This window comes from Citrobacter sp. TBCS-14, assembly GCF_005280805.1.
Taxonomy (GTDB): Bacteria; Pseudomonadota; Gammaproteobacteria; order Enterobacterales; family Enterobacteriaceae; genus Citrobacter; species Citrobacter gillenii.
In genome coordinates this window covers 134,420-148,753 of the sequence record NZ_SZWM01000294.1, presented here as the reverse complement: position 1 = coordinate 148,753, position 14,334 = coordinate 134,420, and the positions used below count along the sequence as shown (strand labels likewise).

16 protein-coding genes are annotated in these 14,334 nt (G+C 56.2%); 3 read left to right on the top strand and 13 right to left on the bottom strand.

Annotation, left to right across the window (positions count from 1 at the left end; genetic code table 11):
* Positions 1–128: 128 nt before the first annotated feature.
* On the top strand, positions 129–530 hold the full coding sequence (stpA, locus tag FDX22_RS14145; protein WP_115257656.1) for a DNA-binding protein StpA: 402 nt from the start codon (positions 129–131) through the stop codon (positions 528–530).
* A gap of 35 nt (positions 531–565) precedes the next feature.
* Here stpA and FDX22_RS14140 read toward each other — a convergent pair whose 3' ends face one another.
* The 3 genes from FDX22_RS14140 to FDX22_RS14130 all read right to left on the bottom strand — a co-directional run bounded on the left by FDX22_RS14140 (position 566) and on the right by FDX22_RS14130 (position 1,662).
* Positions 566–745, bottom strand: coding sequence for a hypothetical protein (locus FDX22_RS14140; protein ID WP_146717375.1), 180 nt, complete (start codon positions 743–745; stop codon positions 566–568).
* A gap of 80 nt (positions 746–825) precedes the next feature.
* The gene (locus tag FDX22_RS14135; RefSeq protein ID WP_146717374.1) at positions 826–1,353 is read right to left on the bottom strand and encodes a rhodanese family protein; all 528 of its coding nucleotides are present in this window, start codon (positions 1,351–1,353) and stop codon (positions 826–828) included.
* A 9-nt stretch (positions 1,354–1,362) separates the two neighbouring features.
* On the bottom strand, positions 1,363–1,662 hold the full coding sequence (locus FDX22_RS14130; protein ID WP_096756015.1) for a helix-turn-helix transcriptional regulator: 300 nt from the start codon (positions 1,660–1,662) through the stop codon (positions 1,363–1,365).
* Between the two features lie 184 nt (positions 1,663–1,846).
* Between FDX22_RS14130 and FDX22_RS14125 the strand changes: the two genes are divergently transcribed.
* Complete coding sequence (locus tag FDX22_RS14125) at positions 1,847–2,005, top strand: YqaE/Pmp3 family membrane protein (RefSeq protein ID WP_015585265.1); 159 nt, start codon at positions 1,847–1,849, stop codon at positions 2,003–2,005.
* Here the strand turns inward: FDX22_RS14125 and csiR are convergent.
* The 7 genes from csiR to FDX22_RS14090 form a co-directional block, all read right to left on the bottom strand.
* Complete coding sequence (gene csiR, locus FDX22_RS14120) at positions 2,002–2,694, bottom strand: DNA-binding transcriptional regulator CsiR (RefSeq protein WP_135911541.1); 693 nt, start codon at positions 2,692–2,694, stop codon at positions 2,002–2,004. The two genes, FDX22_RS14125 and csiR, sit on opposite strands and share 4 nt — an antisense overlap.
* Positions 2,695–2,739: 45 nt before the next feature.
* Complete coding sequence (gene gabP, locus FDX22_RS14115; protein WP_096756017.1) at positions 2,740–4,140, bottom strand: GABA permease; 1,401 nt, start codon at positions 4,138–4,140, stop codon at positions 2,740–2,742.
* 144 nt (positions 4,141–4,284) lie between these two features.
* Entirely contained in the window at positions 4,285–5,568 is a 1,284-nt protein-coding gene (gene gabT / locus FDX22_RS14110; RefSeq protein WP_146717373.1) for a 4-aminobutyrate--2-oxoglutarate transaminase, read from the bottom strand.
* A 24-nt stretch (positions 5,569–5,592) separates the two neighbouring features.
* Complete coding sequence (gabD, locus tag FDX22_RS14105) at positions 5,593–7,041, bottom strand: NADP-dependent succinate-semialdehyde dehydrogenase (protein WP_096756019.1); 1,449 nt, start codon at positions 7,039–7,041, stop codon at positions 5,593–5,595.
* Positions 7,042–7,064: 23 nt separating this feature from the next.
* On the bottom strand, positions 7,065–8,333 hold the full coding sequence (gene lhgO, locus FDX22_RS14100) for an L-2-hydroxyglutarate oxidase (RefSeq protein WP_096756020.1): 1,269 nt from the start codon (positions 8,331–8,333) through the stop codon (positions 7,065–7,067).
* A gap of 19 nt (positions 8,334–8,352) precedes the next feature.
* A complete protein-coding gene (gene glaH / locus FDX22_RS14095) occupies positions 8,353–9,330 on the bottom strand; it encodes a glutarate dioxygenase GlaH (protein ID WP_146717372.1) in 978 nt (325 codons plus the stop codon).
* 260 nt (positions 9,331–9,590) lie between these two features.
* Positions 9,591–10,193: a short chain dehydrogenase gene (locus FDX22_RS14090; RefSeq protein ID WP_146717371.1), complete on the bottom strand. Its 603-nt coding sequence runs from the start codon at positions 10,191–10,193 to the stop codon at positions 9,591–9,593.
* A 98-nt stretch (positions 10,194–10,291) separates the two neighbouring features.
* On the opposite strand from FDX22_RS14090, the gene FDX22_RS14085 reads away from it, so the two are divergent.
* Positions 10,292–11,182 (top strand): LysR family transcriptional regulator, encoded by an 891-nt coding sequence (locus FDX22_RS14085; protein ID WP_146717370.1) that lies wholly within the window; start codon positions 10,292–10,294, stop codon positions 11,180–11,182.
* A 96-nt stretch (positions 11,183–11,278) separates the two neighbouring features.
* On the opposite strand, the gene FDX22_RS14080 is transcribed toward FDX22_RS14085, so the two are convergent.
* From FDX22_RS14080 to FDX22_RS14070, 3 genes are read right to left on the bottom strand one after another with little or no spacing between them, the layout of a single operon-like run.
* On the bottom strand, positions 11,279–12,793 hold the full coding sequence (locus tag FDX22_RS14080; RefSeq protein WP_096756024.1) for a tripartite tricarboxylate transporter permease: 1,515 nt from the start codon (positions 12,791–12,793) through the stop codon (positions 11,279–11,281).
* 10 nt (positions 12,794–12,803) lie between these two features.
* Positions 12,804–13,238, bottom strand: a complete 435-nt coding sequence (locus FDX22_RS14075; protein WP_096756025.1) for a tripartite tricarboxylate transporter TctB family protein — start codon at positions 13,236–13,238, stop codon at positions 12,804–12,806.
* Between the two features lie 14 nt (positions 13,239–13,252).
* On the bottom strand, positions 13,253–14,230 hold the full coding sequence (locus tag FDX22_RS14070) for a tripartite tricarboxylate transporter substrate binding protein (RefSeq protein ID WP_146717369.1): 978 nt from the start codon (positions 14,228–14,230) through the stop codon (positions 13,253–13,255).
* Positions 14,231–14,334 lie beyond the last annotated feature (104 nt).

Below are 14,334 nucleotides of genomic sequence, written 5' to 3'. Positions count from 1 at the left end.
ATAAATATTAAGGTAACGTTTTGATTAATAGCTCGAGATCGACAGGGGCTGGAAATAGAATAATCAATCGAATATAATTTTTGCTGTAATACCATTTTTGCTTAATGCGTTAAAGAGGTTTTATTAATATGAGTTCAATGTTAAAAAACTTAAATAATATCCGCTCGCTGCGTGCAATGGCTCGTGAATTTCCGGTCGATGTACTGGAAGATATGCTGGAAAAATTCAGGGTGGTCACCAAAGAACGACGTGACGAGGAAGAACAGTTACAGCGCCAGCGTGCAGAACAGCAGGAAAAAATTAATACGCTGCTGGCGCTGATGAAAGCAGATGGGATTGAGCCAGAAGAGTTGCTAAGCATGACGACGGTGACGTCGCGAGCAGTTAAAAAACGTCAGCCGCGCCCGGCAAAATATCGTTTTACCGATCTCAATGGTGAAGTGAAAACCTGGACTGGACAAGGCCGCACGCCAAAACCTATTGCGCAGGCGCTGGCTGCTGGTAAATCACTCGATGATTTTTTGATCTAATTAGCAAGGCGGTGAGAGTGTCTCACCGCTTATTTTCAGCAAACGCCAAAATCGCCGTCTTCGCTATATCGGGTGACATCTGCTGCTTTCAGGGTGAATTTTTCACCGCTTTCATTACTGGCCTGCACGGTCACAATCTGCTCGTCATTTACTTCAACAACTTTCAATTTTGGTCCGCCCATACTCGGTTGAACCAGATCGCCGGGTTTAAACATACTGTCCTCCGTTCTTGATGGCAAAACCCACCATAGATCAGGGCCATCGGCGGGTACAGCGCTGTTTCACTGATTACCGCTTAATGAGTACGCCGATTCCAGGGCATTTTATCCAGCAGCCGCGCCATGCCGCAGAAGCCGGTAACGCCTGCCAGGATAAGCCCCGCGCCGACAAAGCCGCTGAGCAGAAAGAAGGCGCTGCCAACGGCGTAACCGAGAACCACGCCGAGTAAGATAAGACTGCCTGCGGCAATCTGCACCTGGCGCATCAGCGGTAACGGCTGTGATTTATCTTCTACGACCGGCAAACCTGCTGCCTTCCAGGCGTCGATTCCCCCCTCAAGCAGCCAGCACTGGGCTGGTGCAGCAATTGCACTCAGTTTTGTGGCCGCATTTTGTGTGCGCTTACCCGACTGGCAGTGAAAAATAATGCGATCGGCGCGTAAGTTATCCGGCAATAACCCCTGGTCGAGCGCGGACAACGGTGCCAGATACGCCTGCGGAATATGTTCGCGCAGATACTCATCGGCATCACGAATATCAATCAGTTTGGCTCCTTGCGCTAACAGCGTCTGCGCCTCGCGCGGGGAAATCGTCCCAATGGTCATGTTGGCTCCTTACGGGCAATACAGTGTTTTTAATGTGGCGATGAGGGAATTCACCGCCGCATTTTTGATGAAGTAGAGAATGCGCTGAGCATCACGTTGGCGGTCTATTAATCCTTCTTCGCGCATGCGCGCCAGATGCTGGGAGGTGGCAGAGGGGCTGAGTCCGGTGATCCGTGCGAGCTCACCCGCGCTGGTGCCCGGCGACCCGCAAAGCATGCACAAAATGAGCAACCGCTTCGGGTTGCTCATTGCTTTTAGCAAGCTGGCGGCCTGTTCAGCGCTGGCCTGGAGTTGTTCGAGTTCAGTCATATTTATTTAAGTAGTTGCTAAATTAAGCATAGTCTAAAATAAAGAGACAGCTTACGCCAGCGTCAAGAGCGTAAAGGAGGGTAAAACAGCAGGGCGAGACGGGTGGAGTTAGCTACACTGATTATTCTTAGAGATAAAATCTCTTTCTAAACAATGATTAATTTTTTGCTTGTAGGGAGTATGTATGGGGTTCTGGAGAATAGTTTTAACGATCATTTTACCTCCGCTTGGCGTGCTGCTGGGCAAAGGTTTTGGCTGGGCGTTTATCCTCAATATTGTGCTGACGCTGCTGGGCTATATCCCAGGTCTGATCCACGCTTTCTGGGTACAGACCCGTGATTAAACTTTTTCTGCCAGCTGTTTGCCGGACATCGCCTGCTGAATAATCGGAATCGGCGTCAGCAGGTGCTGGCGCATTAATTCGCTGGCGCGTACGGCATCGCGCGCCAGAATTGCGTCGGTCAGCGTCTGATGCTGATCGTGTTTATCTTCCAGCATTTCCACCGACAGCACCGTTTTACGCAGCCAGATAAACCGGTAGCGCGCCGCCAGAGAGAACAGCCGTTCACGCATTTGCAGCAGATACTGCGACCCACAGCCGGCAACAATCGCCGTATGAAACGCCTGATGGCGCTGATCCCATTCATCCAGCATCTCTTCGCTGGCATCAACGGCTTCCAGTTTGCTGAGCATATGCGCGCGCGCCAGAATTTCCGCTTCCCAGGCGTCGTCGCCGCGTTCGATAGCCAGACTGACCAGCATGGCTTCCATATTGGCGCGGGCGTCAAAAATATCCAGCAGCTCCTGCTCAGACATTGACGCCACACGATACCCTTTCTGATTGACCACCGTGACCAGTCGCTCCGCCACCAGCTGCGAAAGCGCCTCGCGCAACGGTCCTACGCCGAGTTCATAGCGTGACGTCAGCAGACTCATTCGCAATTTTTCATCGGGCTGAAACACCCCGCGGATAATGTCGTTCTTGAGCCAGCGGTATCCATCAATGGCCGTCGGTTGGGAAATGGCGGTCATGGTCTTACTCCTGAAAAGGTGTCCCGGCCTGCGCCGGGAACAGGTTTAGCGCGTACTGTGCAACGGTGCTTTTTGCCACGATAGCAGTTTTTTCCAGCGCGCCATAATCGGCACGGTGCAAATGATCGCGATGGCGAGCAGCCCGGTTGAGATGACTTCCAGCTGTTGTGCCGGACGAAACAGCATCGCCACCAGTACAAAGCCAATAAAACCGATCACCAGCCACGTCAGCCACGGATAGAGCCACATTTTCATCTTGATATCTGCACCTTCCGCCAGCAGGATTTTGCGCATCCGCAGTTGGGAAACAGCAATGACCAGATAGACCAGCAGCGCGATGGCACCAGAGCTGTCGATGAGAAATTTAAACACTTTTGCCGGTGCGTAATAATTCACGATCACGGTGAGAAACGCCGCCCCGGTGGAGAGTAGCACGGCGACATAAGGCGTTTTGCTGCGGTTGAGTTTACCCATAAAGGCCGGGGCATCACCGCGACGGCTCAGGGAATACAGCATACGGGAGGAGGTATACAGCGCTGAGTTCAGACAGCTGGTGACTGACAGCAAAATGACACAGTCCATGATCAGCTTAGCGTGCGGGATATGCAGTAACTCCAGCACCGAGCGGTAAGAGCCCACCTCTTTCAGCCCCGGCATATTCCAGGGGATCAGCGCGACGACCACAAAAATGGAACACAGATAGAAAATGGAGATACGCCAGATGACTGAGTTCGTGGCGCGCACGATGTGTTTATCCGGCGTGTCGGACTCGGCGGCAGCAATGGTGACAATTTCTGCGCCCATAAAAGAGAACATGGTGATCAGCATCGCGCTCAGCACTGCGCCAAAACCGTTGGGCATAAAACCGCCCTGATCCCATAGCCTTGATACTCCGCTGACCTCGGCGTAGGGATAAAACCCACTAATCGCCGCCGCTCCGAGGGCAATAAATGCCAGGATGGCAATCACTTTGCACAGTGCCAGCCAGAACTCAAACTCGCCGTAATTTTTGACGCTTAGCAAATTACTGCCGGTTAACGCCAGCGTGATAACCAGGGAAAATAACCAGATGGGCACGCCCGGGATCCAGGAATGTAGAATGATGGCGGCAATGTTGGCTTCCAGCGGAATAACCAGCACCCAGAACCACCAGTACAGCCAGCCAATGGTATACCCAGCCCACGGGCCGATGGCCTTATCGGCATAGGTGGAAAACGATCCGGTATCCGGCGTGGCGACGGCCATTTCGGCCAGCATGCGCATAATCATCACCACCAGTAACCCGGCGAACAGATAGGCCAGTAGCACCGCGGGACCGGCTTCTGCAATCGCTACGCTTGAACCGACAAACAGGCTGGCGCCGATAACCCCGGCAATAGACAACATGGTGACGTGGCGTGATTTCAGCCCGCCCCCTAAATCATGTGATTGTGACACTTGCCCCATCTTTTAACCTCGTTATTGTTATTGACGTCGCTTCCTGCACCTTACCCGTAGGCCCGGTAAGCGGAGCGCCACCGGGCATCACAATATTGCCGGAGGCGGCGCATGCGCTTTATCCGGCCTACAATCCCCGCTCAGATACGGGGTTTAGCCTTGCTTCGCCTCGGCAAAACATTCGGCGATAATGTCCAGCCCCTGGCGGATTTGCCCGTCTTCAATGGTCAGTGGAACGAGGATGCGCAGCACGTTGTAGTACGGTCCGCAGGAGAGCAGGATCAGCCCTTTATCACGGGCGCGGGCGACAATTTCGGCGGTCAATTTCGCATTAGGCTTATGGCGATCGCCGTCTTCAAACAGTTCAATCGCAATCATCGCCCCCAGGCCACGTACGTCACCAATCTCACGGTGGGTTTCGGCAATCGCCAGCAGGCCGTTGCGCAGGGTGTTGCCGAGGTCATTGGCTTTTTGCAGCAGATTTTCCTGCTCGAAGATGTTCAGCACCGCCAGCGCGGCGGCACAGGCAATCGGGTTCCCGGCATAGGTGCCGCCCAGACCGCCCGGTGGGATCGCGTCCATCACCTCGGCGCGTCCGGTTACGCCCGCCAGCGGGAAGCCGCCGGCAATTGATTTGGCGAACGTGGTGATATCCGGTGCGACGCCCATTTGTTCCATCGCGAACAGTGTGCCGGTACGGCCCGCGCCGCTCTGGACTTCATCGGCAATCAGCATGATCCCATGCTCGTCACAAATGGCGCGCAGGCGCTGCATAAAGGCAGGGGAGGCGGCATAGAAACCGCCTTCGCCCTGGATAGGTTCAATGACGATGGCGGCAATGTCTTCCGGTGCGGCATCGTTTTTGAAGATGCGGTGGATACTGGCGATGGCATCGTCTTCGCTGATGTCATGCAGCGCACAAGGATACAGGGCGCGATAAACATGGCCCGGCATCAGCCCCATACCGGCTGAGTAAGGGTTTACCTTTCCGGTCAGCGACAGGGTGTAGTGGGTTCGGCCATGGTAAGCGCCGCTAAAGGCAATGGTACCGCTGCGTTTGGTGGCGGCGCGGGCAATTTTTACCGCGTTCTCCACCGCTTCGGAGCCGGTGGTTACCAGCAGGGTTTTCTTGGCGAAATCGCCCGGCACCTTTTGGTTCATGATTTCACACAGTCCGAGGTACGGCTCGTAGGCCAGTACCTGGAAGCAGGTATGCGACAGCTTTTTCAACTGCGCTTCTACCGCAGAGACAATCTGTGGGTGCAGGTGGCCGGTGTTCAGCACCGCGATGCCGCCAGCAAAATCAAGGAATTCACGCCCTTCAACGTCCCAGACCCGGCAGTTTTCTGCGCGTTCGGCAAAAATCGGGTGGATCTGTCCTACGCCACGTGGAACTGCGTTGCTACGACGTTGCATGAGTTCTTTATTGGTGCTCATCAGGTGTTCTCCAGTATTGTTTTATTAAAGTCCGATACACATGTATTTGATTTCTAAATAGTCTTCGATGCCGTATTTCGATCCTTCACGGCCAAGACCGGAGGCTTTGATGCCACCAAAGGGAGCGACTTCGTTGGAGATAATGCCGGTGTTAATGCCGACAATGCCGTACTCCAGCGCTTCACCGACGCGGAAGACGCGGCTCAAATCACGGGCGTAGAAATAGGCGGCCAGGCCGAACTCGGTATCGTTGGCCTGCGCGATGACGTCAGCTTCGTCTTTAAAGCGGAACAGCGGTGCCAGCGGGCCGAACGTCTCTTCTTTGGCAACTTTGGCATGGTTGGGCACGTCGACCAGGATGGTTGGCTGGAAGAAATTACCGCCCAGCGCGTGAGCCTTACCGCCGCTGATAATCCGGGCGCCTTTATCCAGTGCGTCGGCAATGTGTTCCTCTACTTTGGCGACTGCCTTTTCATCGATCAGCGGTCCGGTGGTGACGTCAGGTTGCAGGCCGTCACCGAGGTGCAGCTTGCTTACGGCTTGCTGAAGTTTTTCGGCAAAGCGCTCATACACGCCATCCTGGACGTACAGACGGTTGGCGCAAACGCAGGTCTGCCCGGCATTGCGGAACTTCGAGGCCAGCGCACCTTCGACTGCTTTGTCGAGATCGGCATCGTCAAAAACGATAAACGGCGCGTTGCCGCCCAGCTCCAGCGACACTTTTTTGATGTCTTTGGCACACTGCTGCATGAGCTGACGACCAATTTCAGTGGAGCCGGTAAACGACAGCTTGCGCACCAGAGGGTTGCTGGTGAGCTCGTTGCCGACTGCGCCCGCCGAACCGGTGACCACGCTGAAGACGCCTGCCGGGATCCCGGCGCGGTTAGCCAGTTCTGCCAGCGCCAGCGCGGAGAACGGCGTCTGGCTGGCGGGTTTAAGCACCATGGTGCAGCCTGCGGCCAGCGCCGGACCGGCTTTGCGGGTGATCATTGCCGACGGGAAGTTCCACGGCGTAATTGCGGCGGTGACGCCGATGGGCTGCTTAATGACGATCAGGCGTTTATCGGCCTGATGGCCGGGAATGGTGTCGCCATAAATGCGTTTACCTTCCTCGGCAAACCATTCAATAAAGGAGGCGGCATAGGTAATTTCGCCTTTGGCTTCCGCCAGCGGCTTACCTTGTTCGAGGGTCATCAAACGGGCGAGATCGTCCTGGTGCTCAATCATCAGGTTGAACCAGCGGCGCAGAATCGTCGCCCGCTCTTTGGCGGTTAGCGCACGCCAGGCAGGCAGTGCACGGTTAGCTGCCTCAATGGCTTCACGGGTTTCATCCGCGCCCATTTTCGGTACGCTACCCAATTGCTGACCGTTGGCGGGATTGGTCACCGCGATAGTTTCGCCGCCGTTGGCGTCGCGCCAGTGGCCGTCAATCAGCGCCTGCTGGCGAAATAAGGTGGGATCGTTAAGTTGCATAATAGCGTCCTGTCGTAAAAGGGTTAACGGGTAAAGGCGGCGTGTAATGTCTCCACGCTACGTGCCGCACGCAGCGTGCGTCCGGGATTGCTCTGGTTTTCCAGTAGCGCATGAACTTTGCTGACGATATGCGCCCCGATGGGGAGAGCAGACGTCGCCGCCGGAGAAGGCGCGTTGCAGGTGTGAATCGAACGCGGCGTGGTGACAAACAGGAAGTCGTCAATCAGTTTGCCATCCGGCGATACCGCCTGTGCCCGCACGCCCGCAGGCCAGGGCTGCAGGTCTTTTAGCGTCAGGCTCGGGCAGTATTTTTGTACCCGGCGCAGGTAGCCGCTTTTGCACAGCGAGTTTTTCATCTCGCTTAAGCCGGAACGTAAATTGTTTTGCAGCACCCGACGGATGCCGGAAGAGCCGAGGATTTCCAGCGTGTCACTCAACGAAATATCACGTTTACGATAGCCTTCACGCTTAAACGCCAGCACCGCGTTGGGGCCGACCGTGACGCTGCCGTCAATCATGCGGGTGAGATGTACGCCAAGAAACGGCATTGCCGGATCGGGGATCGGGTAGATCAGGTGGTTGACGATGTGGTTATGTTCCGGCGCCAGACGGAAGTATTCCCCGCGAAACGGACAGATGATAAAGCCCGGCTCAACGCCGAGCATTTTCACCAGTCGATCAGCCATCAACCCGGAGCAGCTAATCAGCGTAGCACCCTCATACTCCTGGCCCTGGCGGGTGTGTACGATAACGCCCGCAGCGTGTTCTTTCAGGCCGCTGACTTCGGCGTTGTAAACAATCTCGCCGCCTTTGGCCTGGAAAATTCTCGCCATCGCGGCGGTGACGTCGCGGTAGCTGACAATCCCGCTTGATGGCACAAAAATCCCGCCCAGCCCGGTGATGTTAGGCTCGCGCTCGTGCAGTTCTTCGGCATTGAGCCATTCGCGCTCAAGACCGTTGGCGGCGGTGCGATCCCACAGGGCGCGCATACGCTCCATTTCAAGCGTTGAGGTGGCGACCAGCATCTTTCCACAGACGTCATAGCGGATGCCGTTTTGATCGCAAAAGGCTTTGGTGGCGAGATTGCCGGCCAGACAAAACTTCGCCTTCAGGCTGCCGGGGGTGTAATAGACCCCGGCATGGATCACTCCGCTGTTGTGGCCCGTCTGATGACAGGCCGGACCGGACTCTTTTTCCAGCAGAGCAATTCTGGCGTCCGGGTAGACATCAATCAGCTGCATGGCGGTCGACATGCCGATAATGCCGCCGCCAATAATCACAAAATCATACATCCGCTTAATTCCTTCGCGCTTACTGATGCGTCTGGTAGTGGTTTGTAGCGTAGGCAAAGTAACCACGCTGGCGCATCAGTTCGCGGCGCAGGTCCGGATGCGACGTAAAGCGATCGCGCCCGTGCAGCCAGAACAGGTTGTTGATCAGCAGGAATTTACCGACCGAAACCGGAACGGACAGGATGCTTTTGCTGGTCTCCAGCGCATCGGAGAGCGCGCTTAGCCAGACACCCTCTTCATAATCTTTTGGCTGGACGAACTGGTCGATGTAGCGCATTACCGGGCGACCCTGCTGGTCGACGTCAAACACCGGATGAAACACGTCCTGGCTGACGTTTTTGCTTGGCGGCGCGGCAAAACGCATTGGGCGGCGGGCCAGCGGATGGGTGAAGTAGTTCTCCAGATGTTCCCAGTCGTCGAGGTGCAGCAGCAGCGAGTTACCGCCGGTCATGTTCTGCTCATCGATTTTCATCATTAGCACGTAGTCGGTGATCTCTTCGAGGTAGGTGCCGTCGTTATGCAGCTCCATCACGCGGTGTGGCTGGCGCAGGTAGCTGTCGGAGTTATCGACGTTTTTCACCACGAAACGCGCGTAGTACTGACCGCTCATCGCATCAAAGTTGGAGCGGCCGATCAGATGCGCCACTGCCGTTGCCAGTTTGACCATCTCCTCTGCCTGCGCCACGTCATCGACACCTTCCGCGTTGATCAGCAATGCACCTTCGGCGCGATCCAGCAGCGTTTTTAGCAGCAACGGTTGCAGCTGATTGCCGCACAAGTCGTCGAGGATGTTTGCCACTTTGAAGCGCAGGAAGGATTTGTATTCCAGCGCCTGCACTGGCCATTGCGCCACGGCCTGCAGAAATTGCTCAGCGGTTTGGGCAGAAAACGTCAGCTCCAGCAGGCGTGGTGACTGGGCTGACAGTTTCAGCGTGAAGCCACGGTAGTGCTGGGCTGGATCTTCAGCGTTCGGTTGTACGGCAGTCAGTGCGTTCATCAGAATCGATCCTCTCAGTAGATTGTCAGGGAGACATGGCGCTGCTCGTTTCGTAGCCATAAATTAAAAATATCTACATTTTTGGAAAACGCGCACAGAATGAACTTGTTTGTTTATTATTTGTGATCAAAAGCAACAAATATTTAACATTATAAAAGGTGAGGGTAATTACGTGTAGCGGGAGGAAATACGGAGAAGGATCTTTTAAAACAGAGGGTTAATCAGGCTGCCGCTGGCGGAGCGTCGCGACAGCCACAATATCAGTAGCCGACTTTGTAAATACGACCGGTTTGAATGCCTTCGACGCTGCGGCGATAGGCGTTAGCGACCGTGGCGGCGGGGACGCTTTCAAAGCCGGGGAAGAAACCGTCATACGCCGCAGCGGATTCACTCAGCACGGTGGGGCTTATCAGGTTAATGCGTATGCCGTGCCCTAATTCGCAGGCTGCGGCGCGTACAAACCCTTCCAGTCCGGCGTTGACCGTTGCCGCGCTGGCCCCTTGCGCAATCGGCTCATGGGCGATAATGCCGCTAATCAGCGTAATCGAGCCGCCCTCGTTGAGGTAATGCTGCCCGGTCAATGCCAGCCGCACCTGGCCTAGCAACTTATCCTGCAACCCCTGATTAAACTCGCCGTCGGTCATGGTCGACAGGGGGCCAAAGAACAGGCTACCGGTGGCGGAAACGATGGCATCTACCCGACCGATTTTTTCAAACAGCGCCTGCACGCTGTGCTGTGAGGTGATATCGACCTGGTAATCACCCTGCGTGCGGCCCACGCGAACAATCTCATGTTTGCGACCCAGTTCTTCTGCGACTGCGCGGCCGACGGTACCGCTGGCACCAATAATGACGATTTTCATAACCACCTCCGCAATTGTGTGAACCGCTATTCTTTAATGAAAATGAAATCGGATAAACTGGCTAAAAGTTAGATGATTGCTAACCAGGGGTTTGTAATATGGATAAGCTTCGCGGCATGGAAACGTTTATCGCCGTGGTGGAAAGCGGCAGCTTTACCGGGGCGGCAACGCGGCTGGAAATGTCGGCGGTGATGGTAGGGAAATATATCGCACTGCTGGAAGCGCAGCTCGGTACACGGTTACTGGAGCGCAACACCCGTCGGCAAAGTCTGACCGACGCCGGGCGCGTCTATGTTGAGGAAGCCCGGCGGGTGCTGGAACAGGTGTCGATAGCCGAAAGCTCTGTGGAACGACTGCGGTTGGCACCGGCGGGGACGCTGCGCATCAGCGCGCCCACGTCTTTTGGCGCCTGTGTCGTTTCGCCGCTGGCCGCGGCTTTTTTACAACGCTGGCCCGAGGTGCGTATTGAACTGGATCTGACTAACCGGATGGTGGATTTGGTGAACGAGGGGGTCGATCTGGCGATCCGCATTGGTGATATTCACCAGACGGATGTGGTGGCGAAATATCTGTGCCCGTACCGTATGGCGATCTGCGCGTCAGCGGACTATCTGGCGCGTTACGGTACGCCCCGGACGCCTGCAGATCTGGTGGACCATCTGTGCTTGTCCCACACGGTGTGGACGGCGCGTAACGAATGGACGTTGCCGGGTATGGAAGGTGAAGTCAGATGGAAACGCGATGCGATCCTGCGCTGTAACGATGGTCACGGTCTGCGCATGGCGGCGGTGGCGGGCGCGGGGTTGCTGTTGCAGCCGGAAGTGTTGCTGGCGGACGAGCTTGCCAGCGGCAAACTGGTTCGAGTGCTGGAGGGCTTTACGCCACAGCCGCGACCGATTCATCTGCTGTGGCGTCAGGATTTACGCCCCTTGCCGAAACTGACGCAGTTTGTCGAGCATATGCTGGAAGGCACGCAGGGGTTACGCTGAAAATAAAAATGCCGGATGGCGCTGCGCTAATCCGGCCTACGGGAGGTAGCTATTGTAGGCCGGACTAGACGCGTCAGCGCCCCATCCGGCCTATTATTAGCCGATATCCACCTGCGGTTTGCGGTTGCGCTTGCGGATCAGGCGCAGCACCGGTGGGATCACGATAACCATCACCGCCATCGCCAGCAGGACTTTTGCCACGCCGCTGGCCCACAGAATATCCATACTGCCGTTGCTGATCGACAGCGCGCGGCGCAGGTTCTGCTCCAGCATTTCGCCCAGTACAAAGCCCAAAATCAACGGCGACATCGGAAAGTGCATTTTACGCAAAATGTAGCCGAAGACGCCGAGCCCGACCATCAGCACCAGATCGAACGTCGTACTGTGTACCGCGTACACACCGACAGCGGAGACCGCCGCGATGGCCGGCACCAAAAACCACAGCGGGATGGTCAACATGCGGGTAAACAGACCGATCAGCGGGATGTTCATCACCAGCAGCATCACGTTGGCAATCAGCAGTGCCGCAATCAATCCCCAGACGATGTCCGGTTGCTCGGTAAACATCGCCGGACCCGGGGTGATGTTGTACAGCGTCAGCGCGCCCATCATCACCGCCGTAGTGCCGGAGCCAGGCACGCCGAGCGTCAGCATCGGAATAAACGAGCCGCAGGCCGAGGCGTTGTTCGCCGCTTCCGGTGCGGCAACGCCGCGAATATCCCCTTTACCGAAGCTGTCGCTGTTACCGCTGAGCTTTTTCTCGGTCATGTAGGTGATGGCGCTGGCGATGGTCGCCCCGGCGCCAGGCAACACGCCGACAAAAAAGCCTATCACCGACGAGCGCAGCGTCGCGCCCACGCATTGCGCACCTTCTTTGGCGTTGAACATCATGCGGCCGGTTTTACGTACCAGCGCCTGACCGCTGCTGGTATGTTCCAGCATTAACAGGATTTCTGAGACAGAGAACAGCCCAATCACCACCACGATAAACTGCACGCCGTCGGAGAGATGGACGCTGTCAAAGGTGAAGCGATATACCCCGGTGTTGGCGTCTACGCCGACGGTCGCAAGGCCAAGACCGATCAGCGCTGCCAGAAAGGATTTCAGCGGGTTTTGCGCCATCATGCTGCCGAGGCAAGCAATGGCGAAGACCATTAAGGCAAAGTATTCTGCCGGACCGAAGGCCAGCGACCATTGAGCCAGTGCCGGAGCAAACAGAATGATGCCGCCGATGGCGATCAGCGAGCCAAAGAAAGAGCTGACCGCCGAGATAGAGAGAGCCACGCCGCCGCGTCCTTGCTGCGCCATCGGGTAGCCGTCGAGGGCGGTCATAATAGCGGCGGCATCGCCGGGAACGTTCAGCAAAATCGACGAGATTCGCCCGCCGTATTCGCAGCCGATGTAAACGGTCGCCAGCAGGATCAGTGCGGACTCTGCGGGCAGGTGCAACGCAAAAGCCAGCGGCAGCAGGATCGCCACACCGTTAATGGGGCCTAGCCCCGGCAACAGCCCGACAATGGTGCCAACAAAACAGCCGATCAGCGCAATGACCAGGTTTTCAGGCGTCATCGCCACCGCAAAACCCTGAGAAAGATATATCCAGGTATCCATCGTTTCTCCGTTAACTCAGCCAGGCGCCGAGAGGTAAGGTGACGTCAAGCAGCCGATCGAAGGCATACCACAGCAGAATGCCAAGAACCGACCCGGAAATACCCGCCGCCGGGATGGTGGCTCCGAACAGCAGGCCAATCACCACGGTGAGAATGGCGGTGGCAATGGGAAAGCCCAGCCACTCGAATCCCCAGGCGTACATAAACAGAATAATCACCATCGTCAGCAGCTTTTGCAGTACGTGGCGACGAGGCCAGCTGATGGTGTCCGGGTGGCGCAGGAGTAACGCCACGGCGCACAGCAACATCAGGCCGATAATGCCCAGCGGAAAGGGACGCGGGCCGACCGGCTCATAGCTGTATTCGCTGGTTATTTGCCAGGCCACGAACAGCCCGGCTATACAGAGCAACAGCCAGATACCCGCAAAAATACGATCGCTCATCATTGTTGCCCCTGCGCTTATTTAGCCAGACCGAAGGCTTTTGCCTGCTCACGATAATCGGTGACCTGCTTCTTCACGTAGGCGTCGAGTTGTTGCCCACTCATGTTGAATTCAAACAGACCGCGAAGATCGCGTTGCTTTTTAAATTCATCGGTTTGCTGGAGTTTGGCAAAGGCGTCCACCCACCATTGATACTCGGCGTCGCTGACTTTGGGTCCGACGTAGAAGCCGCGGATAATCGGCCACACGAGTTCATATCCCTGCTCTTTGGCGGTGGGCACATTGGCTAACTGACCCGGTAAACGCTGGTCGGAGAACACCGCCAGGACGCGGATTTTGTCGCCGTTGAGGTAGGGCACCATCTCGCTGAGATCGCCGGAGACCACCTGCACGTGATTGCCCATCAGCGCCGTGACCGGTTCACCGCCGCCCTCAAACGCCACGTAACGCATCTTATGCGGATCGACGTTGGCTTTTTGCGCCAGCAGCGCCGACTTCATCCAGTCCTGACTGCCAATAGAGGCACCGGCGCCAATCACTACGCTGTTGGGATCTTTCTCCATGGCCGTCAGCAGGTCTTTCAGCGTTTTCCATGGGGCATCGTTGCGCACGGCAATCATGCCGTAGTCGGTGCCGACGCTTGCCAGCCAGCGCACATCGTCGACGCCGTAACGGCCAAATTTACCCTGCGACAGGTTCAGCAGCGACCCGCCGGAGAAGGCCACCACGGTGCCTGCTTCGGCAGGGCGTTGGGCGACGATGGCGTTATAGGCGACCGCCCCGACGCCGCCAGGCATATAGGTCACGCGCATCGGTTTTTCGATGGCGCCGGTTTCCATCATGCTCACCTGAATCAGCTTACAGGTGAGGTCAAAACCGCCGCCGGGTTTTGCCGGGGCGATACATTCGGTGCGTGAAGGCGCTTGTTCCGCCAGAACAGAGGTACTCATCAGTAACATGCTTGCAGTAAGGGTACGAAGTAATTGTTTTTTCATTATTTATCCTCACGCCGGATGACCGGATTTCGGGTACGGAAGATTATTTTTGTGATTATGTGAGCCGATGTGTAGCAGTTCGGTTGCGTGATTGTTAAAACATT

Bases quoted from the DNA above. Each gene is read 5' to 3' on its own strand.
- stpA (WP_115257656.1), top strand. From the start codon at position 129: ATGAGTTCAATGTTAAAAAACTTAAATAATATCCGCTCGCTGCGTGCA.
- FDX22_RS14140 (WP_146717375.1), bottom strand. From the start codon at position 745: ATGTTTAAACCCGGCGATCTGGTTCAACCGAGTATGGGCGGACCAAAA.
- FDX22_RS14135 (WP_146717374.1), bottom strand. From the start codon at position 1,353: ATGACCATTGGGACGATTTCCCCGCGCGAGGCGCAGACGCTGTTAGCG.
- FDX22_RS14130 (WP_096756015.1), bottom strand. From the start codon at position 1,662: ATGACTGAACTCGAACAACTCCAGGCCAGCGCTGAACAGGCCGCCAGC.
- FDX22_RS14125 (WP_015585265.1), top strand. From the start codon at position 1,847: ATGGGGTTCTGGAGAATAGTTTTAACGATCATTTTACCTCCGCTTGGC.
- csiR (WP_135911541.1), bottom strand. From the start codon at position 2,694: ATGACCGCCATTTCCCAACCGACGGCCATTGATGGATACCGCTGGCTC.
- gabP (WP_096756017.1), bottom strand. From the start codon at position 4,140: ATGGGGCAAGTGTCACAATCACATGATTTAGGGGGCGGGCTGAAATCA.
- gabT (WP_146717373.1), bottom strand. From the start codon at position 5,568: ATGAGCACCAATAAAGAACTCATGCAACGTCGTAGCAACGCAGTTCCA.
- gabD (WP_096756019.1), bottom strand. From the start codon at position 7,041: ATGCAACTTAACGATCCCACCTTATTTCGCCAGCAGGCGCTGATTGAC.
- lhgO (WP_096756020.1), bottom strand. From the start codon at position 8,333: ATGTATGATTTTGTGATTATTGGCGGCGGCATTATCGGCATGTCGACC.
- glaH (WP_146717372.1), bottom strand. From the start codon at position 9,330: ATGAACGCACTGACTGCCGTACAACCGAACGCTGAAGATCCAGCCCAG.
- FDX22_RS14090 (WP_146717371.1), bottom strand. From the start codon at position 10,193: ATGAAAATCGTCATTATTGGTGCCAGCGGTACCGTCGGCCGCGCAGTC.
- FDX22_RS14085 (WP_146717370.1), top strand. From the start codon at position 10,292: ATGGATAAGCTTCGCGGCATGGAAACGTTTATCGCCGTGGTGGAAAGC.
- FDX22_RS14080 (WP_096756024.1), bottom strand. From the start codon at position 12,793: ATGGATACCTGGATATATCTTTCTCAGGGTTTTGCGGTGGCGATGACG.
- FDX22_RS14075 (WP_096756025.1), bottom strand. From the start codon at position 13,238: ATGATGAGCGATCGTATTTTTGCGGGTATCTGGCTGTTGCTCTGTATA.
- FDX22_RS14070 (WP_146717369.1), bottom strand. From the start codon at position 14,230: ATGAAAAAACAATTACTTCGTACCCTTACTGCAAGCATGTTACTGATG.